Origin of the sequence: Croceicoccus sp. BE223 (genome assembly GCF_031457155.1) — a bacterium.
In the GTDB taxonomy this organism is placed as follows: domain Bacteria; phylum Pseudomonadota; class Alphaproteobacteria; order Sphingomonadales; family Sphingomonadaceae; genus Croceicoccus.
Genome location: NZ_JAVDWB010000002.1, coordinates 625,426 through 644,967 on the forward strand (window position 1 = coordinate 625,426; position 19,542 = coordinate 644,967).

A 19,542-nucleotide genomic window follows, 5' to 3' on the forward strand; every position below is an offset into this window, starting at 1 on the left:
AGGCTGCGCGTTCCGCTGCGGCAAGTTACTCGGAAGCGCTTGCGCCTTCGCTGCGATGGTCGGCGGCGCCGCGCAATTGCCCGCCGACGCGTTCGATCGCATTGGCCTTGAAACCCGGTTCGCGGACGCGGACATCGGCATGGCCCAGCGCGCGAAGCGCCGGTGCCATGGCTTCGAGCGAAGTGCCCCTTTCCAGCCAGACGGTGTCGCCCGGCGCGAAGATCACCGGAAGGTCGATCGCGGCCTGCGCCGTCAGGCCCCAGTCGATGACGCCGACGATCGCCTTGGCGACCTGCGCGATGATCGTCGCGCCCCCCGCGGCGCCGATGGCCAGCCGCATCGTCCCGTCGGGGCCGTAGACGATGGTGGGCGACATCGAGGAGCGGGGCCGCTTGCCGCCCTCGACCCGGTTGGCGACGGGTCGGCCAGCCTTGTCGACCGGCGCAAAGTCGAAATCGGTCAGCTCGTTGTTGAGGTAGTAGCCGTTGACCATCAGCCCCGAACCGAAGGCACCCTCGACGGTCGAGGTGTAGCTGGCGACGCCGCCTTTGCCGTCGACCGTGACGAAATGGCTGGTGCCGTGTTCGGGCTGCGGCGCGGAATGGCCGAGCGCGACGGGCAAAGGGATGTCGCCCGGCTCGGCCTTCGCCATCGTGCTGCCGGGAGAGATCAACCGGCCGCGTTCACGAAGGTACGCGCCGTCCATCAGCGCGGTCACGTTCACCGGCACGAAATCGCTGTCGGCGAGGTACCGGCCCCTGTCGGCATAGGCGAGGCGCATCGATTCGGCGATGAGGTGCCAGGCGACGGGATCCTGTGGCCCGTGCGACGCCATGTCGAACCGTTCGAGCTGCTTGACGATCGCATAGACGGTGGTGGCGCCCGACGAGGGCGGACCCATGCCGCAGATCAGGTAGACGCGATATGTGCCGCAGGGGCTGGGCCGCTCTTTCGCGGAATATCCCGCGACATCGTCCGTCGTCATCGCGGTCGGCATGCGGATCAGCGGGACGTTCGTTGCGGCTGGCGGGACTGCCCGTGCCGGCATGTCGCCCTCGACCGCGCGGACGATGGCGACCGCGTTTTCGCCGGTCTGGAACGCTTGCGGCCCCTCGGCGGCAAGACGGCGCAGGAACCGGCCCAGCGCCGCATTGCGGACGAGGGTCCCCACCGGCACCGGCTCTCCGTCCGCGCCATAGAACAGCGCGCGGGACGCATCGGTCCGGCCGCCCGTCGACCGGTTTTCACGCAACGAGGCGTGCAGGCGCGGCGTGACGGCAAAACCCTGTTCGGCAAGGGCGATGGCCGGCGTGAACAGGCTCTCCCACGGGAGCGCGCCGTGATCGGCGTGGGCCTTGGCGGCCAGCATGATATTGCCGGGCACGCCGACGCTGAGACTGCTTTCGACCGCGGTGCGAAACCCGATCGGTTGTCCCTGCGCGTCGAGAAACCAGTCCGGCCCCGCAGCGGCGGGCGCGGTTTCGCGACCGTCGTAACTGGTCGGGTCGCCGTCGCCTTCGGGGTCGAGGACAAGGAAACCGCCGCCGCCGATACCGCTCGATTGCGGCTCCACCACGCTGAGCGCCAGCATCGTCGCGATGGCCGCGTCGGTCGCGTTGCCGCCGCTGCGCAGCATCGCCGCCCCCGCCTCTGCCGCGCGCGGATCGGCGGCGCTGACCATTCCGGGCGACGACTTGGCATCGCTCGAAGTGGCCGGATGAGTGGCGGGAACCGTCGCGCAGGCGCCCATGGCGAGGGGGGCGAGAACGGCAAGGAAACGCTTCATCATGGGCGGCACGCTATTCGCTGCCAACCGCCTCCGCAATCGAGGAAAACCCGTCGCGCACCATCAGTGCCGGCAACCCGCGCACAATCTTCGCGGCGATGCCCGGCCCTTCGTAGACCATCGCCGAATAGAGCTGGACGAGGCTCGCCCCGGCGCGGATCCGTTCCCAGGCATGCTCCGCCGTGGCGATCCCGCCCACGCCCACCAGCGGCAGGGTGCCGCCGGTCGCCTTGCGGAAATCGCGCAGCCGTTGCAGCGCCAGCGCCCGGATCGGCGCGCCCGACAGGCCGCCGCCCTCGTCGCGGCGGCTCGATGCCAGCGCGGGGCGGGTGATCGTGGTGTTCGACACGATCAGCGCGCCCAGCCGCTTGTCGATCGCGATGCGGGCGATGGCGTCGATGTCGGCAGGCTCCAGATCGGGCGCAACCTTCAGGAAGACCGGCGGCCCCGCATCGCCGCGCGCGTCGAGCACCGCGTCGAGCAGGCCGGTCAGCGCGCTTTCGTCCTGCAGCGCGCGCAGGCCCGGCGTGTTGGGGCTGGAGATGTTGACCGCGAGATAGCTGGCGTAAGGCGCCATGATCCGCGTCATCGTCGCATAATCGGCGACCCGATCCGCGCTGTCCTTGTTGGCGCCGATGTTGATGCCGACCACGCCGGGTTTGCCGGCACGCCGCTTCATCCGCGCCTCCACCGCCTCGGCCCCTTCGTTGTTGAAGCCCATGCGGTTGATGACGGCGGCGTCCTCGGCCAGGCGGAACAGGCGGGGCCTCGGATTGCCCTCTTGCGGGCGCGGGGTGACGCTGCCCAGTTCGGTAAAGCCGAACCCGCAGCGCAGCAGCGCGTCGGGCACTTCGCCGTTCTTGTCGAAACCGGCTGCCATGCCGACCGGGTTGGCAAAGGCGATCCCCGCCACCGTCGTCGCCAGCGCCGGATCGGGCCGCGGCGGGCTGGCCAGGAGCGAGGACGGCATCGACTTCAGCGCATCGAGCGCGAGGCCGTGCGCCTCCTCGGCGTCAAGGCGGAAGATCAGCGGGCGTAGCAGCGAGTAGATCATGCGGGCCCAGCGCCTATGCGAAGGCGATCGACCTGTCGACCTCTCGCAAGCATCTTGCCCGCGCGGCGCAAAGGCGCGATACCGGCGCCCGATTTCAGATGAAACCAAAGAGGCTTCCTGTCATGTCGCGTGTGTTTCCGGTTTCCTTGCGTTCGCTCGTTCTTGCCGGTGTCGCGGGGTTCGCCCTGTCGGGTTGTGCCGCGCCGACGTCCGGGGTTGCACAAGCGCCTGCCCCCGCGCCTGCCCCGGCCGCCGCTGTCGCCAATTCGACCGAGCTTGCCGCGTTGTTCGCCGCCGACGATGCCGCCGAACTTGCCCTTTCGCCCGAATGGAAAGCCTATCGCGGCATTCGCGACGCCGATTACGGCAAGTGGAGCGACCACACCTCTGCCATCAAGGACGCCTCTTTCGCGCTGCACCAGGACACGGCGGCCAAGTTGCGCGCCCGGTTCGACCCGGCAAACCTCTCGCCGCAGGACGCGCTGAGCTATCGCCTTTACCAGTACATGGCCAAGCAGGAGCTCGCCGCGCGACCCTATCGCGACTACGCCTATCCGTTCGAACAGATGTCGGGTCTGCAGAGCGAACCCGCCTCGTTCCTGATCAACACCCATTCGATCGCGGACCTGGCGCAGGCCGAAGCCTATATCGACCGGATCGGGGGCATCGCGGCGATGTTCGCGCCCGCCGTGGCGCAATCAGCGGCGAATGCCGACAAGGGGCTGATGCCGCCGAAATGGGTCTACGACCGGGTGGTGTCCGACATCGACAACCAGATCGCGGCGAAGGGCCCGGATTTCGCCGGCAACGCCATCATCGACGACTTTGCCGCGAAGATCGCCGCGATCGACATCACCGAAGCCCAGCGCGCCGACCTGATGACGCGGGCGCGGCAGGCGTGGGGCTCTTCGGCTCGTCCCGCCTTCGTCGCGCTGCGCGCCGAGATGCTGCGCCAGAAGGCGATGGCCGGAACCGACGATGGCATCTGGCACGTGCCCAATGGCGATGCGTACTACGACGTGAAGCTGGCCGAATACACGACGACCAACCTCAACGCCGACCAGATCCATCAGCTCGGCCTCGAGCAGGTGGCAAGGATCCACGCGGAGATGGAGGCGATCAAGGACAAGGTCGGGTTCAAGGGCACGCTCAAGGAATTCTTCGCCTTCACCCGCGACGACCCGCGCTTCTATTACACCTCGCGCGAAGCCTATCTGGCCGACACCCAGAAGCTGATCGACGCGATGGAGGCGGAGCTGCTCAAGTGGTTCGGCATCCTGCCCAAGGACCCGTTGAAGGTGAAGCCGGTCGAACCGTTCCGCGAGGCGGTGGCCGGCAAGGCGTTCTACCAAGGACCGGCAGAAGACGGTTCGCGCCCCGGCACCTATTACGTCAACCTCTACAACCTCAAGGCGATGAGCGCGAACGAGATGGAGGCGCTGGTCTACCACGAGGGCCTGCCGGGCCACCACATGCAGATCTCGATCCAGACCGGGTTGACCGGTCTGCCAGCCTCCCGCCGGTTCGGCGGCTACACCGCCTATACCGAGGGATGGGGCCTCTATTCGGAGGCGCTCGCCAAGGACATGGGCTTCTACACCGATCCCTATCAGGATTTCGGGCGGCTTCAGCTCGAACTCTGGCGTGCGGCGCGGCTGGTCGTCGACACCGGCATCCACCGCAAGCGCTGGAGCAAGGAGGACGCGGTCGCCTACCTGCTGGCCGAGACACCAAACCCCGAGCCGGACATCCGCCGCGAAGTGGAACGTTACGTCGTCTATCCCGGCCAGGCGACCGCCTACATGATCGGCAAGATGAAGATCCTCGAGCTGCGCGAGCGGGCACGGGCCGAACTGGGCAACAGGTTCGACGTGCGCGCCTTCCACGACGAGGTGCTCAAGTCCGGATCGGTGCCGCTCGGCATTCTGGAAGAAAATGTCGACGCGTGGATCGCCCGGCAGAAGGGCTGATCTTCGCTCCTCCGCCGCAGATGCTAACGACTCGCAACAATCGGGTTTTCGTTGAAAGGCCGTGACCTCGCTCCTAGGTGAAACCGGACCGGATCGCTCCGATTAGCGGGGCGGTCCGCCAATGGGCACCGACAGAGCGGGATTTCGATGCGGCTTTCGAGCATGGCCGACTATGCCGTCGTGGCAATGCGCGCCGCCGCCCTTCATTGCGGCGGCGACCGGACCAATGCGTCCGAAATCGCCGAGGAAACAGGCCTGCCGCTGCCCACGGTGCAGAAGCTGGTCAGCCGACTCGGCGGTGCGGGCCTGCTGCGTTCGGTGCGCGGCGCCGGCGGCGGTTTCCGCCTCGCCCGCCCGGCGGCCGCGATCACCGTGGCCGACATCGTCGAGGCGATCGAGGGGCCTATCGCGCTGACCCAGTGCTGCGACGAGGACGGCGACTGCGCCATCGAGCAGCGCTGCGGCACGCGTGCCCACTGGCCGCAGGTCAACCGAGCCATCCGCGGCGCGCTTGAACAGATCACGCTGGCCGATCTGGCCCACCAGGCGGTTCGCCCCGAAGACATGAAGGCGCAAATCCCGGCATGACCGACAACGTTGCACAGCAGGACGACATCGAGGACCCGATCCAGGACCGGGCGGCGCGCGACGCCGCCAAGGCGCTGGAGACCTACGAGTACGGCTTCTCCTCCGACATCGAGCAGGAGTTCGCGGAAAAAGGCCTGTCCGAAGACACCGTCCGCTTCATTTCGGCCAAGAAGAACGAGCCGGAATGGATGCTGGAATGGCGGCTGAAGGCCTATCGCCACTGGCTGACCATGCCGATGCCGGACTGGGCGAAGCTCAAGATCCCGCCGATCGACTATCAGGACGCGTATTACTACGCCGCGCCCAAGAAGAAGGCGACGCTCGCCTCGCTCGACGAGCTCGATCCCGACATCAAGGCGGTCTACGACAAGCTGGGCATCCCCATCGCCGAGCAGGAAGTGCTCGCGGGCGTTGAGGGCGCGCGCAAGGTCGCAGTGGACGCGGTGTTCGATTCCGTGTCGGTCGCCACCACCTTCCGCAAGGAGCTGGAGGAGGCGGGCGTCATCTTCCGCTCGATCTCCGAGGCGATCCGCGAATACCCTGACCTTGTGAGGAAGTGGCTCGGCAAGGTCGTGCCGATGCGCGACAACTTCTTCGCCACGCTCAACTGTGCGGTCTTTTCCGACGGCACGTTCGTTTATGTGCCCAAGGGCGTGCGCTGCCCGATGGAGCTGTCGACCTATTTCCGCATCAATGCCGAGAACACCGGGCAGTTCGAACGCACCCTGATCGTCGCCGACGAGGGCAGCTACGTCAGCTACCTCGAAGGTTGCACCGCGCCGATGCGCGACGAGAACCAGCTCCACGCCGCCGTGGTCGAGCTGGTCGCGCTGGACGATGCCGAGATCAAGTATTCGACCGTCCAGAACTGGTATCCCGGCGATGCCGAGGGCAAGGGCGGCATCTACAACTTCGTCACCAAGCGCGCGCTGTGCCAGGGCCGGAACAGCAAGGTTTCCTGGACGCAGGTGGAAACCGGTTCCGCCGTCACTTGGAAGTACCCCTCCTGCGTGCTGAACGGCGAAGGTTCGGTGGGCGAATTCTACTCGGTCGCGGTCACCAACAATTACCAGCAGGCCGACACCGGCACGAAGATGATTCACAACGGGAAGAACACCCGTTCCACGATCATCTCCAAGGGCATCAGCGCCGGGCATTCGAACAACACCTATCGCGGCCTCGTCCGCGTCGGCCCGAATGCCGAGGCGTCGCGCAACTTCACCCAGTGCGACAGCCTGCTGCTGGGCAGCGCATGCGGCGCGCACACCGTGCCCTATATCGAGGTGAAAAACCCCAGCGCCCAGATCGAGCACGAAGCGACGACCAGCAAGATCAGCGACGACCAGTTGTTCTACGCGATGCAGCGCGGGCTGGACGCCGAGCAGGCCGTGGCCCTGATCGTCAACGGCTTTGCCAAGGAAGTGCTCAAGGAATTGCCGATGGAATTCGCGGTCGAGGCGCAGAAGCTGCTCGCGATCTCGCTAGAGGGAAGCGTGGGATGACCGAGATGGAGGAAAAGAAGACGCTCAGGCTGCGCGAGGGCGCGGACGACGCCGCGCCCGCGATCAAGAAGAAGGGGCGCGGCTGGGAAATTTCCGAATCGCGGCTCGACGCCCTTCACGATCGTGCGCGCGAAATGAAGCGGCACCCGAGCGAGGCGCACAAGGCGCTGGCCGACAAGTTCGCCACCGCCAACCTCGGCCGGCACACCTTCAAGCGCCACGCCGTGGTCGGCAGCGCGATCGTCGACTTCAACTGCCACAGCCTCGGCATGGCGATCGACATCGACGAGGAGGGCGAGGACCCGGCCATCGCCACCCGCCGCGACAAGAGCCTCGAGGCGGTCGGCATCCGCGTCATGCGGATCAAGGCCGAGGACATCCTGACCAACATGGACGAGGTGCTGGCCCGCATCACCGCCGGGATGCGCCTGCGCATCGCCGACCGGCAGGAAGCGCGCCGCCAGCATTTCGACGCCAAGAAAACCAGCGGCCAGGGCTACAAGCCCCGCGTTCAGCGCGGCCCAAGAAGAGAAGACTGATGCTGAAAATCGAAAACCTCCACGCCGAAGTCGAGACGGCAGACGGGCCGAAGGCAATCCTCAACGGCCTGACGCTCGAAGTCGGCGCGGGCGAGGTCCACGCGATCATGGGGCCGAACGGCGCGGGCAAGTCGACGCTGGCCTATGCGCTGGGCGGGCGTCCAGGCTACGAGATCACCCAGGGCTCGGTGACCTTCGACGGCCAGGATCTCTTGGCGATGGAACCGCACGAGCGGGCGGCGGCGGGGTTCTTCCTCGGGTTCCAGTACCCGGTCGAGATCCCCGGCGTTTCCAACGTGCAGTTCCTGCGCGAGGCGGCCAACGCGCAGCGCAAGACGCGGGGGCAGGAGCCGCTGTCGGGCGGCGAGTTTCTCAAGCTGGCCCGCGAAAAGGCGGCGCTGCTGCGCATGGACATGGACATGCTGAAGCGCCCGGTTAACGTCGGTTTCTCGGGCGGCGAGAAGAAGCGGAACGAGATGGTCCAGATGGGCATCCTCGACCCGAAGTTCGCGGTTCTCGACGAGACCGACAGCGGCCTCGACATCGACGCGCTGCGCATTGTGGGCGAGGGCATCAATGCGATCATGCGCGGCGCGGACAAGGGCGTGCTGCTGATCACGCACTACCAGCGCCTCCTCGATTACGTGAAGCCGGACAAGGTGCACATCCTCGCCAAGGGACGCATCGTGAAGACCGGCGGCCCCGAACTCGCGCTCGAGCTCGAGCGCGAGGGCTATGCCGACGTGGAGGCTGCGTGAGCGAGGCCGCGACCCTTCTGCCGACCACCCGTGACGAGGACTGGCGCTATGCCGAGCCCGCTGCGCTGGCGACGCTGGCTGCGCCCGACCTGGCGGCGTGGGACGAGATGGTCGTCGCGCCGGGCGAAAGCCTGACGCGCGAATGCGTGCTCGATGCCGGCCATTCGGGCGTGCGGCGGCTCCGTCTGACGCTGGGCGCGGGGGCGAAAGCCGCGATCTTCGCCCTTGCTTCTGCCGACAGCTATACCCGGCTCGAAGTCGAGGTGACGCTGGGCGACGGGGCGCATTTCGAATTCGGCGGCGTGACCATCGGCGGCGGCGAGCATGTCCGCGAATTCGTCACCCGCTGCATCCATGCTGCGCCCAACGCGACCAGCAACCAGGTCGTGCGCGCGGTCCACTGGGGCCGGGCGACCGGCAATTTCCTCGGCCGCATCGAAGTGGCACGCGATGCGCAGAAGACCGACGCGGGCCAGAACTTCCGCGCGATCCTGCTGGAAAAGGGCGCGAGCGCGAACACCAAGCCGGAGCTCGAAATCTTTGCCGATGACGTGAAGTGCGCCCACGGCGCGGCGATCGGCGCGCTGGACCGGACCGCCGGCTTCTACATGGCCGCGCGCGGCCTTCCGCCCGAAATCGTCCGCAAGCTCCAGGTGCAGGCCTTCATCGCCGACGCCTTCGAGAATGCCGAGCCGGAGATGGGCGAGGCGCTGCTGGATCGTGCGCTCGGCGTGCTGGAAGGGGCGGCGCTGTGACCACGGCCGTGATCAGCCGGAAAGCGGATTTTCCCGGCCTGCTCAATGCCGACGGGGGGCTGTGGCACTACCTCGACACCGCGGCCACCGCGCAGAAGCCGCAGGCCGTCGTCGACGCCATGACCTGCGCCCTGGGCCGCGATTACGCCACCGTGCATCGGGGCGTCTATTCGCGCAGCGCGGAGATGACGCTGGGCTACGAGGCGGCGCGGCGCAAGGTCGCCGGCTTCATCGGCGGGCGCGAGGACGAGATCGTCTTCACCCGCGGCGCGACCGAGGCGATCAACCTCGTTGCTGCAACATGGGGTGCAGCAAACCTCAAGGCCGGCGACCGCGTCCTGCTCTCGATGCTGGAGCATCATTCGAACATCGTGCCGTGGCAATTGCTGCGCGAGCGGGTCGGTATCGAGATAGACGTCTGCCCGCTGACGCCCGATGGCCGCATCGATCTCGATGCTGCGCAGCAAATGCTTACGCCGCAACACAAACTGGTCGCGCTGGGGCATGTCTCCAACGTGCTCGGCTCGCGCCTCGATGCCGTGCGGGCGGCGGACATCGCCCATGCGGTCGGCGCGAAACTGCTGCTCGACGGGTGCCAGGCCGTGCCACGGATGCGGGTCGACGTGGCGGCTCTGGGCTGCGACTTCTACGTCTTTTCCGCGCACAAGCTCTACGGGCCGACCGGCATCGGCGCCCTCTGGGCGAGGCAGGAAATCCTCGACGCCATGCCCCCCTACCAGGGCGGCGGCGCGATGATCGACCGGGTGACGTTCGAGAAGACCACCTGGGCCGATGCGCCGCAGCGGTTCGAGGCCGGCACGCCCGCCATTACCGAGGCGATCGCACTGGCCGCGGCCATCGACTATGTCGAGGCGATCGGCATGGAGGCGATTGCCGCGCACGAGGACGACCTGGTCCGCAAGGCGCGCACCGAACTGGCGAAGATCAACTCGCTTCGCCTGTTCGGGCCGGAGGACAGCGCCGGCATCGTCAGCTTCCAGCTCGGCGATATCCACCCGCACGATCTCGGCACCATCCTCGACGAGGAGAACGTTGCGATCCGCGCCGGGCACCATTGTGCCCAGCCGCTGATGGACCACCTCGGCGTGGCCGCCACGGCCCGGGCGAGTTTCGGGCTCTATTCCGATGAAGACGACATCGCCGCGCTGATCCGCGGCATCGAACGGACAGTAAGGATTTTCGGCTGATGACCGACGAACCCACCAATCCCCCCTTGTCTGGCGCGCCCTTGGCCGAAGAGGTCGACAGCGTCACCCCGCCCCGCCGCGCGCGGGTCGAGGACGTGATCGAGGACAACGAGAGCCCGGCCGAAAAGCTGGAGCGCAAGAAGGACTACCTCGACGGTTTCCTGAAGGAACGGCCGCAGGCGGTTTCCGGCAACGAACCGGGCGGCGAACTGTACGAGAGCGTGATCGCCGCGCTGAAGGAGATCTTCGATCCCGAGATCCCGGTCAACATCTATGATCTCGGCCTGATCTACGGCGTGGACATCGACGACAACGGGCGGGCGGTGGTCACCATGACCTTGACGACGCCGCATTGCCCGGTCGCCGAATCGATGCCCGGCGAAGTCGAACTGCGCGTCGGCGCCGTGCCCGGCGTCGGCGATGCCGAGGTGAACCTCATCTGGGACCCGCCGTGGGACCCCGGCAAGATGAGCGACGAGGCGAAGCTCGAGCTGGGGATGCTGTGAGCCGCCCGCCCGCCAATCCCGCCGAAGCGATCGCGATGCTCGCCGATGCGTCGTGCGACCTGTTCGACCGTGACGTGGCGATGCGGATGATCGACGACGATCCGGCTGCGCTGCCGGCCTTGGTGCGTATCGCGTCGGACCCGGCCGAGCCGGAGATGCTGCAGCAGAGCGCGGCCAGCGCGATCGGCTGCATCTGGCAGAATCAGGACCGGATCGACACGGGTGACGACAGCGGCTTCACGCCGGTCGCGCGCGAAGAGATCGCGTTGTTCCGCAAACGACCGTCGGCCCAGGAGGTAGCCCAGCGCCTGACGGTGCGGCTTGCCGACTATCGCGACCCGTTCGATGCGGGCGCGGTTTTCATGCTGCTGAACAGCTACGCCAAGAGCGTGCAGGGCGGCGGCAAGGCGCTCGATCCTTCCTTGCGCGACCGCCTCGCTCCGGCCCTGGCCGAGGTGCCGGGCGCCTTCACGCTTCTGGCCCTGGAAGGTGGAACGCCGATCGGCCTCGCCAACTGTTTTACCGGCTTTTCGACCTTTGCCTGCGCGCCGCTGGTCAACATCCACGACATGGCCGTCGTCGCGGCACGCCGCGGCTGCGGAGTGGGCCGGGCGCTGATGCGTGCGGTAGAGGCGGAGGCCAGGAAGCGCGGCGCCTGCAAGATCACGCTCGAGGTTCTGGCCGGCAACGAGGGGGCCAAGTCGCTCTACGCCAGCGAGGGCTATGCGACTTATGCCCTTGATCCGGCGATGGGCAGTGCCCAGTTCTGGGAAAAGAAACTATGACCGAAACCAAGACCCGCCCCGCCCCCAAGGCCGCCGTCACGCTGACCCCCAGCGCCGAGCAGCGCATCGCCGACCTGATGGCGAAGGCGCCCGAAGGCACGATCGGCGTCAAGCTGTCGACCCCGCGGCGGGGCTGTTCGGGGCTTGCCTATTCGGTCGATTACGTCAGCGAAGCCAACTCGTTCGACGAGCGGATCGAGACGCCCGGCGGCCTGTTCTTCATCGACGGGGCGAGCGTGCTCTACCTGATCGGCAGCGTGATGGACTGGCGCGAAGACGATTTTCAGGCAGGCTTCGTCTTCGAAAACCCCAACGCCACCGGCAGTTGCGGCTGCGGAGAGAGCTTTACCGTTTGAGCGCGGCGACACAGGCCGCGCGGTCCACGTCCTTGCCGTCGGTCTGACGGCGCGCTTCCACCCAGGTCGCCGTTTCCGTGCGTCCGGGCGCGGGCGGGTAGAGAAAGACGTCGAGCACGCAGGCGGTGCCGGCGAACTGCAGCTTGCGCGCATCCGCTTCCCACACGTCGAGCCGCGGTGTCCCGAACTGGCGGACGAGGCCGTTCGCATCCGATCCGATCACGCCTTCCAATCCCGGCGCGCTCATCACGCGGGCGGTGCGGAAGCTGACTTCGGGTTCAACCGAAACGGGCGGTCCGGGAATGGGATGGCCGATGACGACCGGCCCCTTGGCAGGCTGCGGAACGGCCGTCGCGCAGGCGGCGACCAGCGGCACGAGGGCGAGGGGAACGAGCTTACGCATGACGTGCCCCCTGCCTTAGCGCGGCGCGATGAACCAGATGTGTCGCCGCCGCGGCCCCCAGAAAGGGGGCGAGCAGGTTCACCACCGGGATGGCCAGAAGCCCGGCGACCGAAAGCCCGAGCAGGAAGCGGCTGGAAAAACCGAGCGGCGCGGCACTCCCGTCCTTCTGGTGGCGGATCCAGACCATGTCCTGCAATTCGCGGCCGAGCAGGAAGCCGTTGACGACGAGGAAGACAATCGCCGGCCCGATCGCAGTGAACACCAGCGCGAGCGCAACGGGCAGGGCGACGAGGTTGGCGACGAGCGCCCGAACCCCTCCGCGCAGCGCGATGCCGACCTGCTCGCGCATCGGCAGATCCCGCGCGGCAAGGCCGGGATAGTGCCTTGCCTCTACCATCGCGACGACATCGTCGGCATAGAATTGCAGCACCGCGATGGCCACGATGCGCCACGCCAGCCATGCCGCGATCAGGCCGACGAGGCCGATGAGCGCGACCATCGCCATGCCGACGCCGGGCACCTGCTGTTCGTATTCGATCCCGAAGATCGCTGCCGCGCCCCAGGTCAGCAACGCGACCAGCGCTGCGCCGAGCAGCAGGGCGAGCACGATCGATATGGCGATGGACTTGGCCAGCAGGCCGATGACCTTGCGGTCGCCGACCTGGGCCAGGGCGAGAGCGAAGGCCTGCGGGATCGACAGGGCGGAGCGAGCATCGTTCATGGCCGCCAGATAGATGCGAGCCGCCGCTTGCTGTCAACGCAGCACTCGCCTAACCCCCGGCGCTTGTTCAGATAACGGCCCGGAACCCGAAGAAACCATGACCCAACCCCGCTTTGACGTTCTGGCCATCGGCAACGCCATCGTCGACGTGCTTGCCCCCTGCGACGATGCCTTCCTTGCCGGCGAGGGGCTCGACAAGGGCGCGATGGCGCTGATCGACACCGACCGGGCGGAGGCGCTCTACGCCCACATGGGTCCGGCGCGCGAGATTTCCGGCGGCAGCGCGGCGAATACCTGCGCGGGCCTTGCGGCACTGGGCAGCAGGGCAGCCTTCATCGGGCAGGTGGCGAAGGACCAGCTCGGCGACGTCTTCGCCCACGACATCCGCGCTGCCGGCATCCATTTCGATGTCGCCCCGCGCGAAGGCCATCCGCCGACGGCGCGGTGCCTGATCCTCGTCACCCCCGACGGGCAGCGGACGATGAACACCTTCCTCGGCGCATCGCAGCACCTTTCGGCCACCGCCATCGACGCCGACCTGATCGCCAGCGCGGCGGTGCTCTACCTCGAAGGCTACCTGTGGGATCCGAACGATCCGCGCGCCGCGATGCAAGGCGCGATCGACGCGGCGCGCGCGGCGGGGCGGAAGGTCGCCTTCACGCTGTCCGATGCCTTCCTGCTCGACCGGCACGGCGACGATTTCCGGGCGCTGATCGACGCGGGCCGAATCGACGTGCTCTTCGCCAACGAGGTCGAGCTGATGGGCCTGACCGGCGAGGCGGATTTCGAGGCGGGTGTCGCGATGCTCGCGCCGAAACTGCCGGTGCTGGTCGTCACGCGCAGCGAAAAGGGCGCCATCGCCGTCGCGGGCGGGCAACGGGCCGAAGTCCCGGCCGAGCCGGTCGCGAAGGTGGTCGATACCACCGGCGCGGGCGACAGCTTCGCGGCGGGTTTCCTGCACGGTCACGTGCGCGGCGCATCGCTGCGCGATTGCCTGACGATGGGCGCGGTCGCCGCCGCCGAAGTCATCAGCCACTACGGCGCCCGGCCCGAGGCGGACCTCAAGACGCTGTTAGCGCAGCGGCTGGGCTGAGGATCAGCCCTCCGCCTCGCGCGCAACCTCGCGCCAGCCGATGTCGCGGCGGCAGAACCCGGTAGCGAAATCGAGCGCGTCGACCATGCGATAGGCGGCGGCCTGCGCCTCGGTGACGTTGGCACCGGTCGCCGTCACGTTGAGGACGCGGCCTCCATTGGCGACCAACGCGCCGTCCTTCATCGCCGTGCCCGCGTGGAACACCTTGCCGCCCAGCGCCTCGGCCTCGTCGAGCCCGCCGATCGCGCCGCCCTTTTCGGGCGTGCCGGGATAGCCGTCCGCCGCCATCACCACGGTCAGCGCCGTGTCGGGCGAGAACTTCGGCGCAGGCATGCGGCCCAAGGCATTGTCGGCGCAGGCATAGAGATACTCGCCAAGGTCGTCCTGCAGCCGCATCATCAGCACCTGGCATTCGGGATCGCCGAAGCGGCAGTTGTATTCGATGAGCCTGGGCCCATCCTCGGTCAGCATCAGCCCGGCATAGAGCACGCCGGAATAGGGCGTCCCCTCCACCGCCATCTGCCGCACCGTGGGCACGATGATCTTTTCGAGCACCTGCCCGCGCAGCACTGGCGTCAGCACCGGGGCCGGACTGTAGGCGCCCATGCCGCCGGTGTTCGGCCCGGTATCGCCGTCGCCGACGCGCTTGTGATCCTGCGCGCTGCCAAAGGGCACGACCGTCGCGCCGTCGGTAAGGGCGAAAAAGCTCGCTTCCTCGCCGGTCATGAATTCCTCGATCACCACGCTCGCCCCGGCGGTGCCGAACATTCCGCCGAAGATGTCGCGGATGGCGTCCTCCGCTTCCTCGCGCGTCTCCGCGACGATCACGCCCTTGCCTGCGGCGAGGCCGTCGGCCTTGACGACCACGGGGATCGCGAAGTCGTCGAGCGCGGCCAGCGCGCTGGCGGCATCGTCGGCGCGGGCATAGGCGGCGGTGGGGATGCCGGCGCGGTCGCACAGCGCCTTGGTGAAGCCCTTCGATCCTTCGAGCTGCGCGGCGGCCTTGCTGGGGCCGAAGACCGGAAAGCCGTCCGCCCGCAAGGAGTCGCCCAGCCCGTCGACCAGCGGCGCTTCCGGGCCGACGACGACGAGGCCGATGTGATTCGCCTCGCAGAAGGCGATGACCGCTCCATGGTCGGTCACGTCGAGCGCGACGCATTCGGCCAGCGCGGCGACCCCCGGATTACCCGGCGCGGCATAGAGTTTTCCCGGCTCGCGCCCTTCGGGCCGCAGCAGGCGGGATTGCGCCAGCTTCCACGCCAGCGCATGTTCGCGCCCGCCCGATCCGATCAAAAGGAAGTTCATTGGCCAACCGCCCCACAGGTTTCGAGGATGAAGATGATGCGCGGCTCCTAGCGCCGGAACGGCGGGGGGACAACGCCGCGCCGTGGTCGGTGTCCGAAATCTCGAACATGCTGAAACGCACGGTGGAGGAACGCTTTGCCCACGTGCGCCTGCGCGGCGAGCTTTCGGGCGTGAAGCGGGCCGCCTCGGGCCACCTCTACTGCGCGCTGAAGGACGAGAACGCCGTCATCGACGGGGTAATGTGGCGCGGCAACGCGCAGCGCCTCGCCTTCCGGCCCGAGGACGGGGTCGAGGTCGTCGCCACCGGCAAGCTGACCACCTATCCGGGCCGCTCGAAGTACCAGATCGTGATCGAATCGATGGAGATCGCGGGCGAAGGGGCGCTGCTGGCGCTGCTCGCCCGGCTCAAGGCAAAGCTGGAGGGCGAAGGCCTGTTCGCCGCCGAGAGGAAGCGGCGGCTGCCGTTCCTGCCGCGCGTGATCGGCGTCGTCACCAGCCCGACCGGCGCGGTGATCCGCGACATCCTGCACCGGCTGAACGACCGATTCCCCAGCCACGTCGTGGTCTGGCCGGTCATGGTGCAGGGGCAGGGCAGCGCCGAACAGGTCGCCCGCGCGGTCGAGGGCTTTTCGCGCCTGCCCGCCGGTGGCCCGGTGCCCCGCCCCGACCTGCTGATCGTCGCGCGCGGCGGCGGTTCGATCGAGGACTTGTGGGGGTTCAACGAGGAAGTGGTCGTCCGCGCCATTGCGGCGAGTACCATTCCGGTCATTTCCGCTGTCGGTCACGAAACCGATACGACACTTTCGGATTTCGCCGCCGATTTGCGCGCGCCGACGCCCACCGCCGCGGCGGAGATCGCGGTGCCGGTGCGCCACGAACTTCGCGCGATGCTGGACGAATACGCGGCCCGGAAGCGTCGCGGGGTGATCCGCCCGGTCACGCTGGCGCGCGAACGGCTGGCGGGTTGGGCCGAACGTCTGCCCGACCCCTGTGCGATGGTTGCCGCCCAGGCCCAGCGGTTGGACGATTTTGCCGACCGCAACCGCCGCGGCCTTGCGCAGGTCGCCAGCCATGCGCGCACCGATCTGGCCGAACAGGCCGCGCGCCTGCGCCCCGGCGTCCTGACTCAGCGAATCGCACGCGATCGCCTCGCCATCGACCAGGCCGGCCAGCGCACCGCCGCCGCGCTCACCCGCGCCGCCGCGCCGATGCGGCGCGACCTTGCCGCCATGACCGCCCGCCTCCACGCCGCCAGTCCGCAGCGCCGGCTCGACACGGCGCGCCGCGATCTGGCCCGCGTCCCGCAACCGCACGCGCTCGTCGCCAAGCGGTACCGCGATGCCGTGCAAGCGCTGGGCACGCTCGCCCGCGTGCTGCCGCAGCTCAATCCCTACGCCCCGCTGGAGCGCGGCTATGCCGTCGTCACCGATCCGTCGGGCCATGCGGTGACCAGCCGCGACGTTGCCGCCAGTCACCCGGCGCTGACCTTGCGGTTCAAGGACGGCACGCTCGATGTCGCGACCGGTCAGCCGCCGGCTCCCGCCCCGGCTCCGGCGCGTCCCGCACGCAAGCCGTCGCGCGATCCGGGCGACACGGGGCAGCAGTCATTGTTTTGACAGGTCGCCGACGCTATCTGGATACCATGCTGATGAGTTCCCAAGGCCCCGCCCGCCTGATCTACGGCCCCAACGGCTTCCGCCAGCTGACCGCCGGCGACCATGTCCTGTGCGCCGTGTCGGGTCAGCCGATCCCGCTCGAACTGCTCCGCTACTGGAGCGTCGAGAAGCAGGAAGCCTATGCCAGCTGCGAAATCGCGACCGAACGACTCGCTCCGAACAGATGAGGGCGGCTGAATTGCCCCTGGTCCTGGCCGGGGTCGTCGGCGCGGTCGGCTGCACTGCCGTTCCCGCTCCCGAAGCTCCGGCCCCGGGGCCCCGTGCGGAGGTGACCGTGCCCACGAACGCTGCGCCCCGAGCGCTTCCTCCCGGTTCGTTCACCACGGCTGGCGAACCGACGCAGGGCGGCTGGCTGCGCGGCACGGCGCCTGTCGGCACGGTGCAGCTTGCGCTGGACGGCAAGCCTGTCCCGCTCGGAGCGAACGGCAGCTTCCTGATCGCCTTCGACCGCGACGCCGGCCCGGTCGCCACGCTGGTTGCGACCCGCAACGACGGCAGCCGGGTGACCCAGCCGCTCCAGGTCAGCAAGCGCGCATGGCGGATCGAGCACATCAACGCGCCCCGCAGGCCGGGTGGCGCGACCGAGGATTTCATGGCGATCCGCCAGCCCGAACTCGACGCGATCGCGGCCGCGCGGGCCGAAGACACCGGTGCGCAGGGCTGGCGACAGAAGTTCGTCTGGCCGGTCAAGGCGCGGATATCCGGCCTGTTCGGATCGCAGCGCATCTATCGCGGCGAACCGGGCGCATACCATTCGGGCATCGACCTCGCGCCGGGGGCCGGTGCGACTTACGTGTCGCCCGCGGACGGCGTCGTGGTGCTGGCGGTGCAGGGCTACTCGCTCGAAGGCAACCTCCTGATCATCGATCACGGCATGGGCCTCAACAGCGCCTTCCTCCACTCGCAGACGCTGCTGGTGAAAAAGGGCGACCGCGTCACGCAAGGCCAGCCGATCGGCCTTGTCGGCATGAGCGGGCGCGCGACCGGCCCGCACTTGCACTGGAGCCTCAAGTGGCAGGACGCGCGGCTCGACCCGCTCCTGTTCACCGGCCCGCAGGACTGACCGCGTGCCTTCGGCCGACGGCGCGGGCCAGGGATCTCGCCTGCGCCGGCTGGCCGCCGCCTTGCTGATCGGCGCGATGGCCTATGCCGCAACCGGCTCAAGCGCCGCGCCGCCGGACTACGATCCCCGCATCGACCTGACGATCACGCCGCTTCCGGTTGGTTCGGTGGGCGATATCGGCCCGTTCGCGATCAGCGGCGCTTGGCATCTTACCTCGCCCAATCCGCGTCTGCACGGCCTGTCCGGTCTCGATGTCCTGCCCGGTCATCGGCTGCTGGCGGCGATGGATGGCGGCGACTGGATGACGATTTCCGAACCGCGTCTTGGCAAGGCGGCGGAATGGCCCGACGTCCCGAACGGACAGGTCGCGGGCGCGTCCAGGCAGAAGGGCCTGATCTACGATGCCGAGGCTGCCATCGCTGGCGCGCATGGCGAGCGGTGGTTCGCGCTCGAAAACGTGAACGGCTTCACTCGGTTCGATCGTGATAACGAGAAGACCGCATCTAGGCTGGTTCGCCCCCTGGCCATGGCCCGATGGCCCACCAATCGGGGGCCGGAAGCGGCGGCGCAGCTGCGCGACGGGCGCATTGTTGCCATTGCCGAAACGCTGGAAGACGGCGGATGGCAACCGGCCTTGCTGTTTCCCGGAGATCCGGTCGACGGAGGCGATCCGGTGCGATTCCACGTCGCCATGCCCGACGATACCCGCGCGGTCGGTCTGGCGGCACTGCCCGACGGGCGTCTGCTCTTGCTGGGCCGCGCCTTCGTCCCGCCGCTCGGTTTCGCCACCAGCATTGCGGCGATCGACCCGGCGAAGGCGGTCGCGGGCGTGAGATTGCGCGCGGTGCTTCTGGCCCGGCTGGACCTCGGCGACTTGCAGGACAATTTCGAAGGCATCGCGGTGCGGCCCGAAGTAGGCGGCCGGCTGGCGATCTGGCTGGTGTCCGATTCGAATCGCGCAGCATTTCTGCAGCGCTCGCTTCTGCTCAAGCTGGAAACGGAAACGGGCGCCCTGCGGCTGGCCGCGGACGCCCGGAAACCGGAATAACCCGAAAGGATCAGGCCGCGGCGGCGGCCTTCTTCAGCTCGCGCTTCACCTTGAGGGCGCGCGACGAAAGCTTGGTGTCGGTGGTCTTCAGCAGCCAGTTGTCGAGCCCGCCGTTGTGTTCGACCGAACGCAGGCCCTGCGTCGAGACGCGGAACTTGAAGCTCTTTTCCAGCTTCTCGCTCAGCAGCGTGACGTTCTGCAGGTTGGGCAGAAACACGCGCTTGGTCTTGTTGTTGGCGTGGCTCACGTTGTGGCCGATCTGGCGACCCTTGCCGGTCAGTTCGCAGATGCGCGACATGGCTTTAAACTCGCTTGTAGAAACAGTGAATCCGTTAGGAAAGCGGCGCGCATAGCGGCGGTAAGCCGCGCCGTCAAGCAGACGGGCGCTGATCCGTTTCCGGTGCGCGGCCCCATTGCCGCAATTGT

21 protein-coding genes are annotated in these 19,542 nt (G+C 68.0%); 15 read left to right on the forward strand and 6 right to left on the reverse strand.

Annotation, left to right across the window (positions count from 1 at the left end):
- Nucleotides 1-25 precede the first annotated feature (25 nt).
- Together J2X37_RS07030 and J2X37_RS07035 are read right to left on the reverse strand one after the other, a co-directional pair.
- Nucleotides 26-1,789, reverse strand: a complete 1,764-nt coding sequence (locus tag J2X37_RS07030) for a gamma-glutamyltransferase family protein (protein ID WP_310019304.1) — start codon at nt 1,787-1,789, stop codon at nt 26-28.
- A gap of 10 nt (nt 1,790-1,799) precedes the next feature.
- Entirely contained in the window at nt 1,800-2,840 is a 1,041-nt protein-coding gene (locus J2X37_RS07035; protein WP_310019307.1) for a quinone-dependent dihydroorotate dehydrogenase, read from the reverse strand.
- A 122-nt stretch (nt 2,841-2,962) separates the two neighbouring features.
- Here J2X37_RS07035 and J2X37_RS07040 point away from each other — a divergent pair, with 122 nt between their 5' ends.
- The 10 genes from J2X37_RS07040 to J2X37_RS07085 all read left to right on the forward strand — a co-directional run bounded on the left by J2X37_RS07040 (nt 2,963) and on the right by J2X37_RS07085 (nt 11,807).
- Complete coding sequence (locus J2X37_RS07040) at nt 2,963-4,810, forward strand: DUF885 domain-containing protein (RefSeq protein ID WP_310019309.1); 1,848 nt, start codon at nt 2,963-2,965, stop codon at nt 4,808-4,810.
- Between the two features lie 147 nt (nt 4,811-4,957).
- Nucleotides 4,958-5,398, forward strand: coding sequence for an SUF system Fe-S cluster assembly regulator (locus J2X37_RS07045; RefSeq protein ID WP_310019311.1), 441 nt, complete (start codon nt 4,958-4,960; stop codon nt 5,396-5,398).
- A complete protein-coding gene (sufB, locus tag J2X37_RS07050) occupies nt 5,395-6,900 on the forward strand; it encodes a Fe-S cluster assembly protein SufB (RefSeq protein WP_310019313.1) in 1,506 nt (501 codons plus the stop codon). Before J2X37_RS07045 ends, sufB begins: the two co-directional genes overlap by 4 nt.
- Nucleotides 6,897-7,439 (forward strand): DUF559 domain-containing protein, encoded by a 543-nt coding sequence (locus J2X37_RS07055; protein ID WP_310019315.1) that lies wholly within the window; start codon nt 6,897-6,899, stop codon nt 7,437-7,439. The genes sufB and J2X37_RS07055 overlap by 4 nt, the downstream gene beginning before the upstream one ends.
- A complete protein-coding gene (sufC, locus tag J2X37_RS07060) occupies nt 7,439-8,197 on the forward strand; it encodes a Fe-S cluster assembly ATPase SufC (RefSeq protein ID WP_310019317.1) in 759 nt (252 codons plus the stop codon). The genes J2X37_RS07055 and sufC overlap by 1 nt, the downstream gene beginning before the upstream one ends.
- Complete coding sequence (locus J2X37_RS07065; RefSeq protein ID WP_310019319.1) at nt 8,194-8,952, forward strand: SufD family Fe-S cluster assembly protein; 759 nt, start codon at nt 8,194-8,196, stop codon at nt 8,950-8,952. The genes sufC and J2X37_RS07065 overlap by 4 nt, the downstream gene beginning before the upstream one ends.
- Nucleotides 8,949-10,160, forward strand: a complete 1,212-nt coding sequence (locus J2X37_RS07070) for a cysteine desulfurase (RefSeq protein WP_310019321.1) — start codon at nt 8,949-8,951, stop codon at nt 10,158-10,160. Before J2X37_RS07065 ends, J2X37_RS07070 begins: the two co-directional genes overlap by 4 nt.
- Nucleotides 10,160-10,666: an SUF system Fe-S cluster assembly protein gene (locus tag J2X37_RS07075; protein WP_310019323.1), complete on the forward strand. Its 507-nt coding sequence runs from the start codon at nt 10,160-10,162 to the stop codon at nt 10,664-10,666. The genes J2X37_RS07070 and J2X37_RS07075 overlap by 1 nt, the downstream gene beginning before the upstream one ends.
- Nucleotides 10,663-11,451 carry a GNAT family N-acetyltransferase gene (locus J2X37_RS07080; protein ID WP_310019325.1) on the forward strand — a complete coding sequence of 263 codons (789 nt, stop codon included), beginning with the start codon at nt 10,663-10,665 and terminating at the stop codon, nt 11,449-11,451. The genes J2X37_RS07075 and J2X37_RS07080 overlap by 4 nt, the downstream gene beginning before the upstream one ends.
- The gene (locus J2X37_RS07085; protein ID WP_310019327.1) at nt 11,448-11,807 is read left to right on the forward strand and encodes an iron-sulfur cluster assembly accessory protein; all 360 of its coding nucleotides are present in this window, start codon (nt 11,448-11,450) and stop codon (nt 11,805-11,807) included. Before J2X37_RS07080 ends, J2X37_RS07085 begins: the two co-directional genes overlap by 4 nt.
- Here the strand turns inward: J2X37_RS07085 and J2X37_RS07090 are convergent.
- Together J2X37_RS07090 and J2X37_RS07095 are read right to left on the reverse strand one after the other, a co-directional pair.
- Nucleotides 11,797-12,210 carry a hypothetical protein gene (locus J2X37_RS07090; protein ID WP_310019329.1) on the reverse strand — a complete coding sequence of 138 codons (414 nt, stop codon included), beginning with the start codon at nt 12,208-12,210 and terminating at the stop codon, nt 11,797-11,799. The two genes, J2X37_RS07085 and J2X37_RS07090, sit on opposite strands and share 11 nt — an antisense overlap.
- The gene (locus J2X37_RS07095) at nt 12,203-12,931 is read right to left on the reverse strand and encodes an EI24 domain-containing protein (protein WP_310019331.1); all 729 of its coding nucleotides are present in this window, start codon (nt 12,929-12,931) and stop codon (nt 12,203-12,205) included. Before J2X37_RS07095 ends, J2X37_RS07090 begins: the two co-directional genes overlap by 8 nt.
- A gap of 97 nt (nt 12,932-13,028) precedes the next feature.
- Between J2X37_RS07095 and J2X37_RS07100 the strand changes: the two genes are divergently transcribed.
- Nucleotides 13,029-14,024, forward strand: coding sequence for an adenosine kinase (locus J2X37_RS07100; protein ID WP_310019333.1), 996 nt, complete (start codon nt 13,029-13,031; stop codon nt 14,022-14,024).
- A gap of 3 nt (nt 14,025-14,027) precedes the next feature.
- Here the strand turns inward: J2X37_RS07100 and purD are convergent, their stop codons facing one another.
- Nucleotides 14,028-15,329: a phosphoribosylamine--glycine ligase gene (gene purD, locus J2X37_RS07105; RefSeq protein WP_310019335.1), complete on the reverse strand. Its 1,302-nt coding sequence runs from the start codon at nt 15,327-15,329 to the stop codon at nt 14,028-14,030.
- Between purD and xseA the strand changes: the two genes are divergently transcribed.
- From xseA to J2X37_RS07125, 4 genes are read left to right on the forward strand one after another with little or no spacing between them, the layout of a single operon-like run.
- A complete protein-coding gene (gene xseA, locus J2X37_RS07110) occupies nt 15,329-16,945 on the forward strand; it encodes an exodeoxyribonuclease VII large subunit (RefSeq protein ID WP_404979598.1) in 1,617 nt (538 codons plus the stop codon). The two genes, purD and xseA, sit on opposite strands and share 1 nt — an antisense overlap.
- Before the next feature lie 26 nt (nt 16,946-16,971).
- Entirely contained in the window at nt 16,972-17,172 is a 201-nt protein-coding gene (locus J2X37_RS07115) for a DUF2093 domain-containing protein (protein ID WP_310019337.1), read from the forward strand.
- A gap of 11 nt (nt 17,173-17,183) precedes the next feature.
- Nucleotides 17,184-18,068, forward strand: a complete 885-nt coding sequence (locus tag J2X37_RS07120; RefSeq protein WP_310019339.1) for a M23 family metallopeptidase — start codon at nt 17,184-17,186, stop codon at nt 18,066-18,068.
- A gap of 4 nt (nt 18,069-18,072) precedes the next feature.
- A complete protein-coding gene (locus J2X37_RS07125; protein WP_310019341.1) occupies nt 18,073-19,116 on the forward strand; it encodes an esterase-like activity of phytase family protein in 1,044 nt (347 codons plus the stop codon).
- A 10-nt stretch (nt 19,117-19,126) separates the two neighbouring features.
- On the opposite strand, the gene rpmB is transcribed toward J2X37_RS07125, so the two are convergent.
- Nucleotides 19,127-19,414, reverse strand: a complete 288-nt coding sequence (rpmB, locus tag J2X37_RS07130; RefSeq protein ID WP_310019343.1) for a 50S ribosomal protein L28 — start codon at nt 19,412-19,414, stop codon at nt 19,127-19,129.
- Between the last annotated feature and the right edge of the window lie 128 nt (nt 19,415-19,542).

What these genes read in the sequence shown, in the direction of transcription:
- J2X37_RS07030 (WP_310019304.1), bottom strand. Translation starts at nt 1,789, where the DNA reads ATGATGAAGCGTTTCCTTGCCGTTCTCGCCCCCCTCGCCATGGGCGCC.
- J2X37_RS07035 (WP_310019307.1), bottom strand. Translation starts at nt 2,840, where the DNA reads ATGATCTACTCGCTGCTACGCCCGCTGATCTTCCGCCTTGACGCCGAG.
- J2X37_RS07040 (WP_310019309.1), top strand. Translation starts at nt 2,963, where the DNA reads ATGTCGCGTGTGTTTCCGGTTTCCTTGCGTTCGCTCGTTCTTGCCGGT.
- J2X37_RS07045 (WP_310019311.1), top strand. Translation starts at nt 4,958, where the DNA reads ATGCGGCTTTCGAGCATGGCCGACTATGCCGTCGTGGCAATGCGCGCC.
- sufB (WP_310019313.1), top strand. Translation starts at nt 5,395, where the DNA reads ATGACCGACAACGTTGCACAGCAGGACGACATCGAGGACCCGATCCAG.
- J2X37_RS07055 (WP_310019315.1), top strand. Translation starts at nt 6,897, where the DNA reads ATGACCGAGATGGAGGAAAAGAAGACGCTCAGGCTGCGCGAGGGCGCG.
- sufC (WP_310019317.1), top strand. Translation starts at nt 7,439, where the DNA reads ATGCTGAAAATCGAAAACCTCCACGCCGAAGTCGAGACGGCAGACGGG.
- J2X37_RS07075 (WP_310019323.1), top strand. Translation starts at nt 10,160, where the DNA reads ATGACCGACGAACCCACCAATCCCCCCTTGTCTGGCGCGCCCTTGGCC.
- J2X37_RS07085 (WP_310019327.1), top strand. Translation starts at nt 11,448, where the DNA reads ATGACCGAAACCAAGACCCGCCCCGCCCCCAAGGCCGCCGTCACGCTG.
- J2X37_RS07090 (WP_310019329.1), bottom strand. Translation starts at nt 12,210, where the DNA reads ATGCGTAAGCTCGTTCCCCTCGCCCTCGTGCCGCTGGTCGCCGCCTGC.
- J2X37_RS07095 (WP_310019331.1), bottom strand. Translation starts at nt 12,931, where the DNA reads ATGAACGATGCTCGCTCCGCCCTGTCGATCCCGCAGGCCTTCGCTCTC.
- J2X37_RS07100 (WP_310019333.1), top strand. Translation starts at nt 13,029, where the DNA reads ATGACCCAACCCCGCTTTGACGTTCTGGCCATCGGCAACGCCATCGTC.
- purD (WP_310019335.1), bottom strand. Translation starts at nt 15,329, where the DNA reads ATGAACTTCCTTTTGATCGGATCGGGCGGGCGCGAACATGCGCTGGCG.
- J2X37_RS07115 (WP_310019337.1), top strand. Translation starts at nt 16,972, where the DNA reads ATGCTGATGAGTTCCCAAGGCCCCGCCCGCCTGATCTACGGCCCCAAC.
- rpmB (WP_310019343.1), bottom strand. Translation starts at nt 19,414, where the DNA reads ATGTCGCGCATCTGCGAACTGACCGGCAAGGGTCGCCAGATCGGCCAC.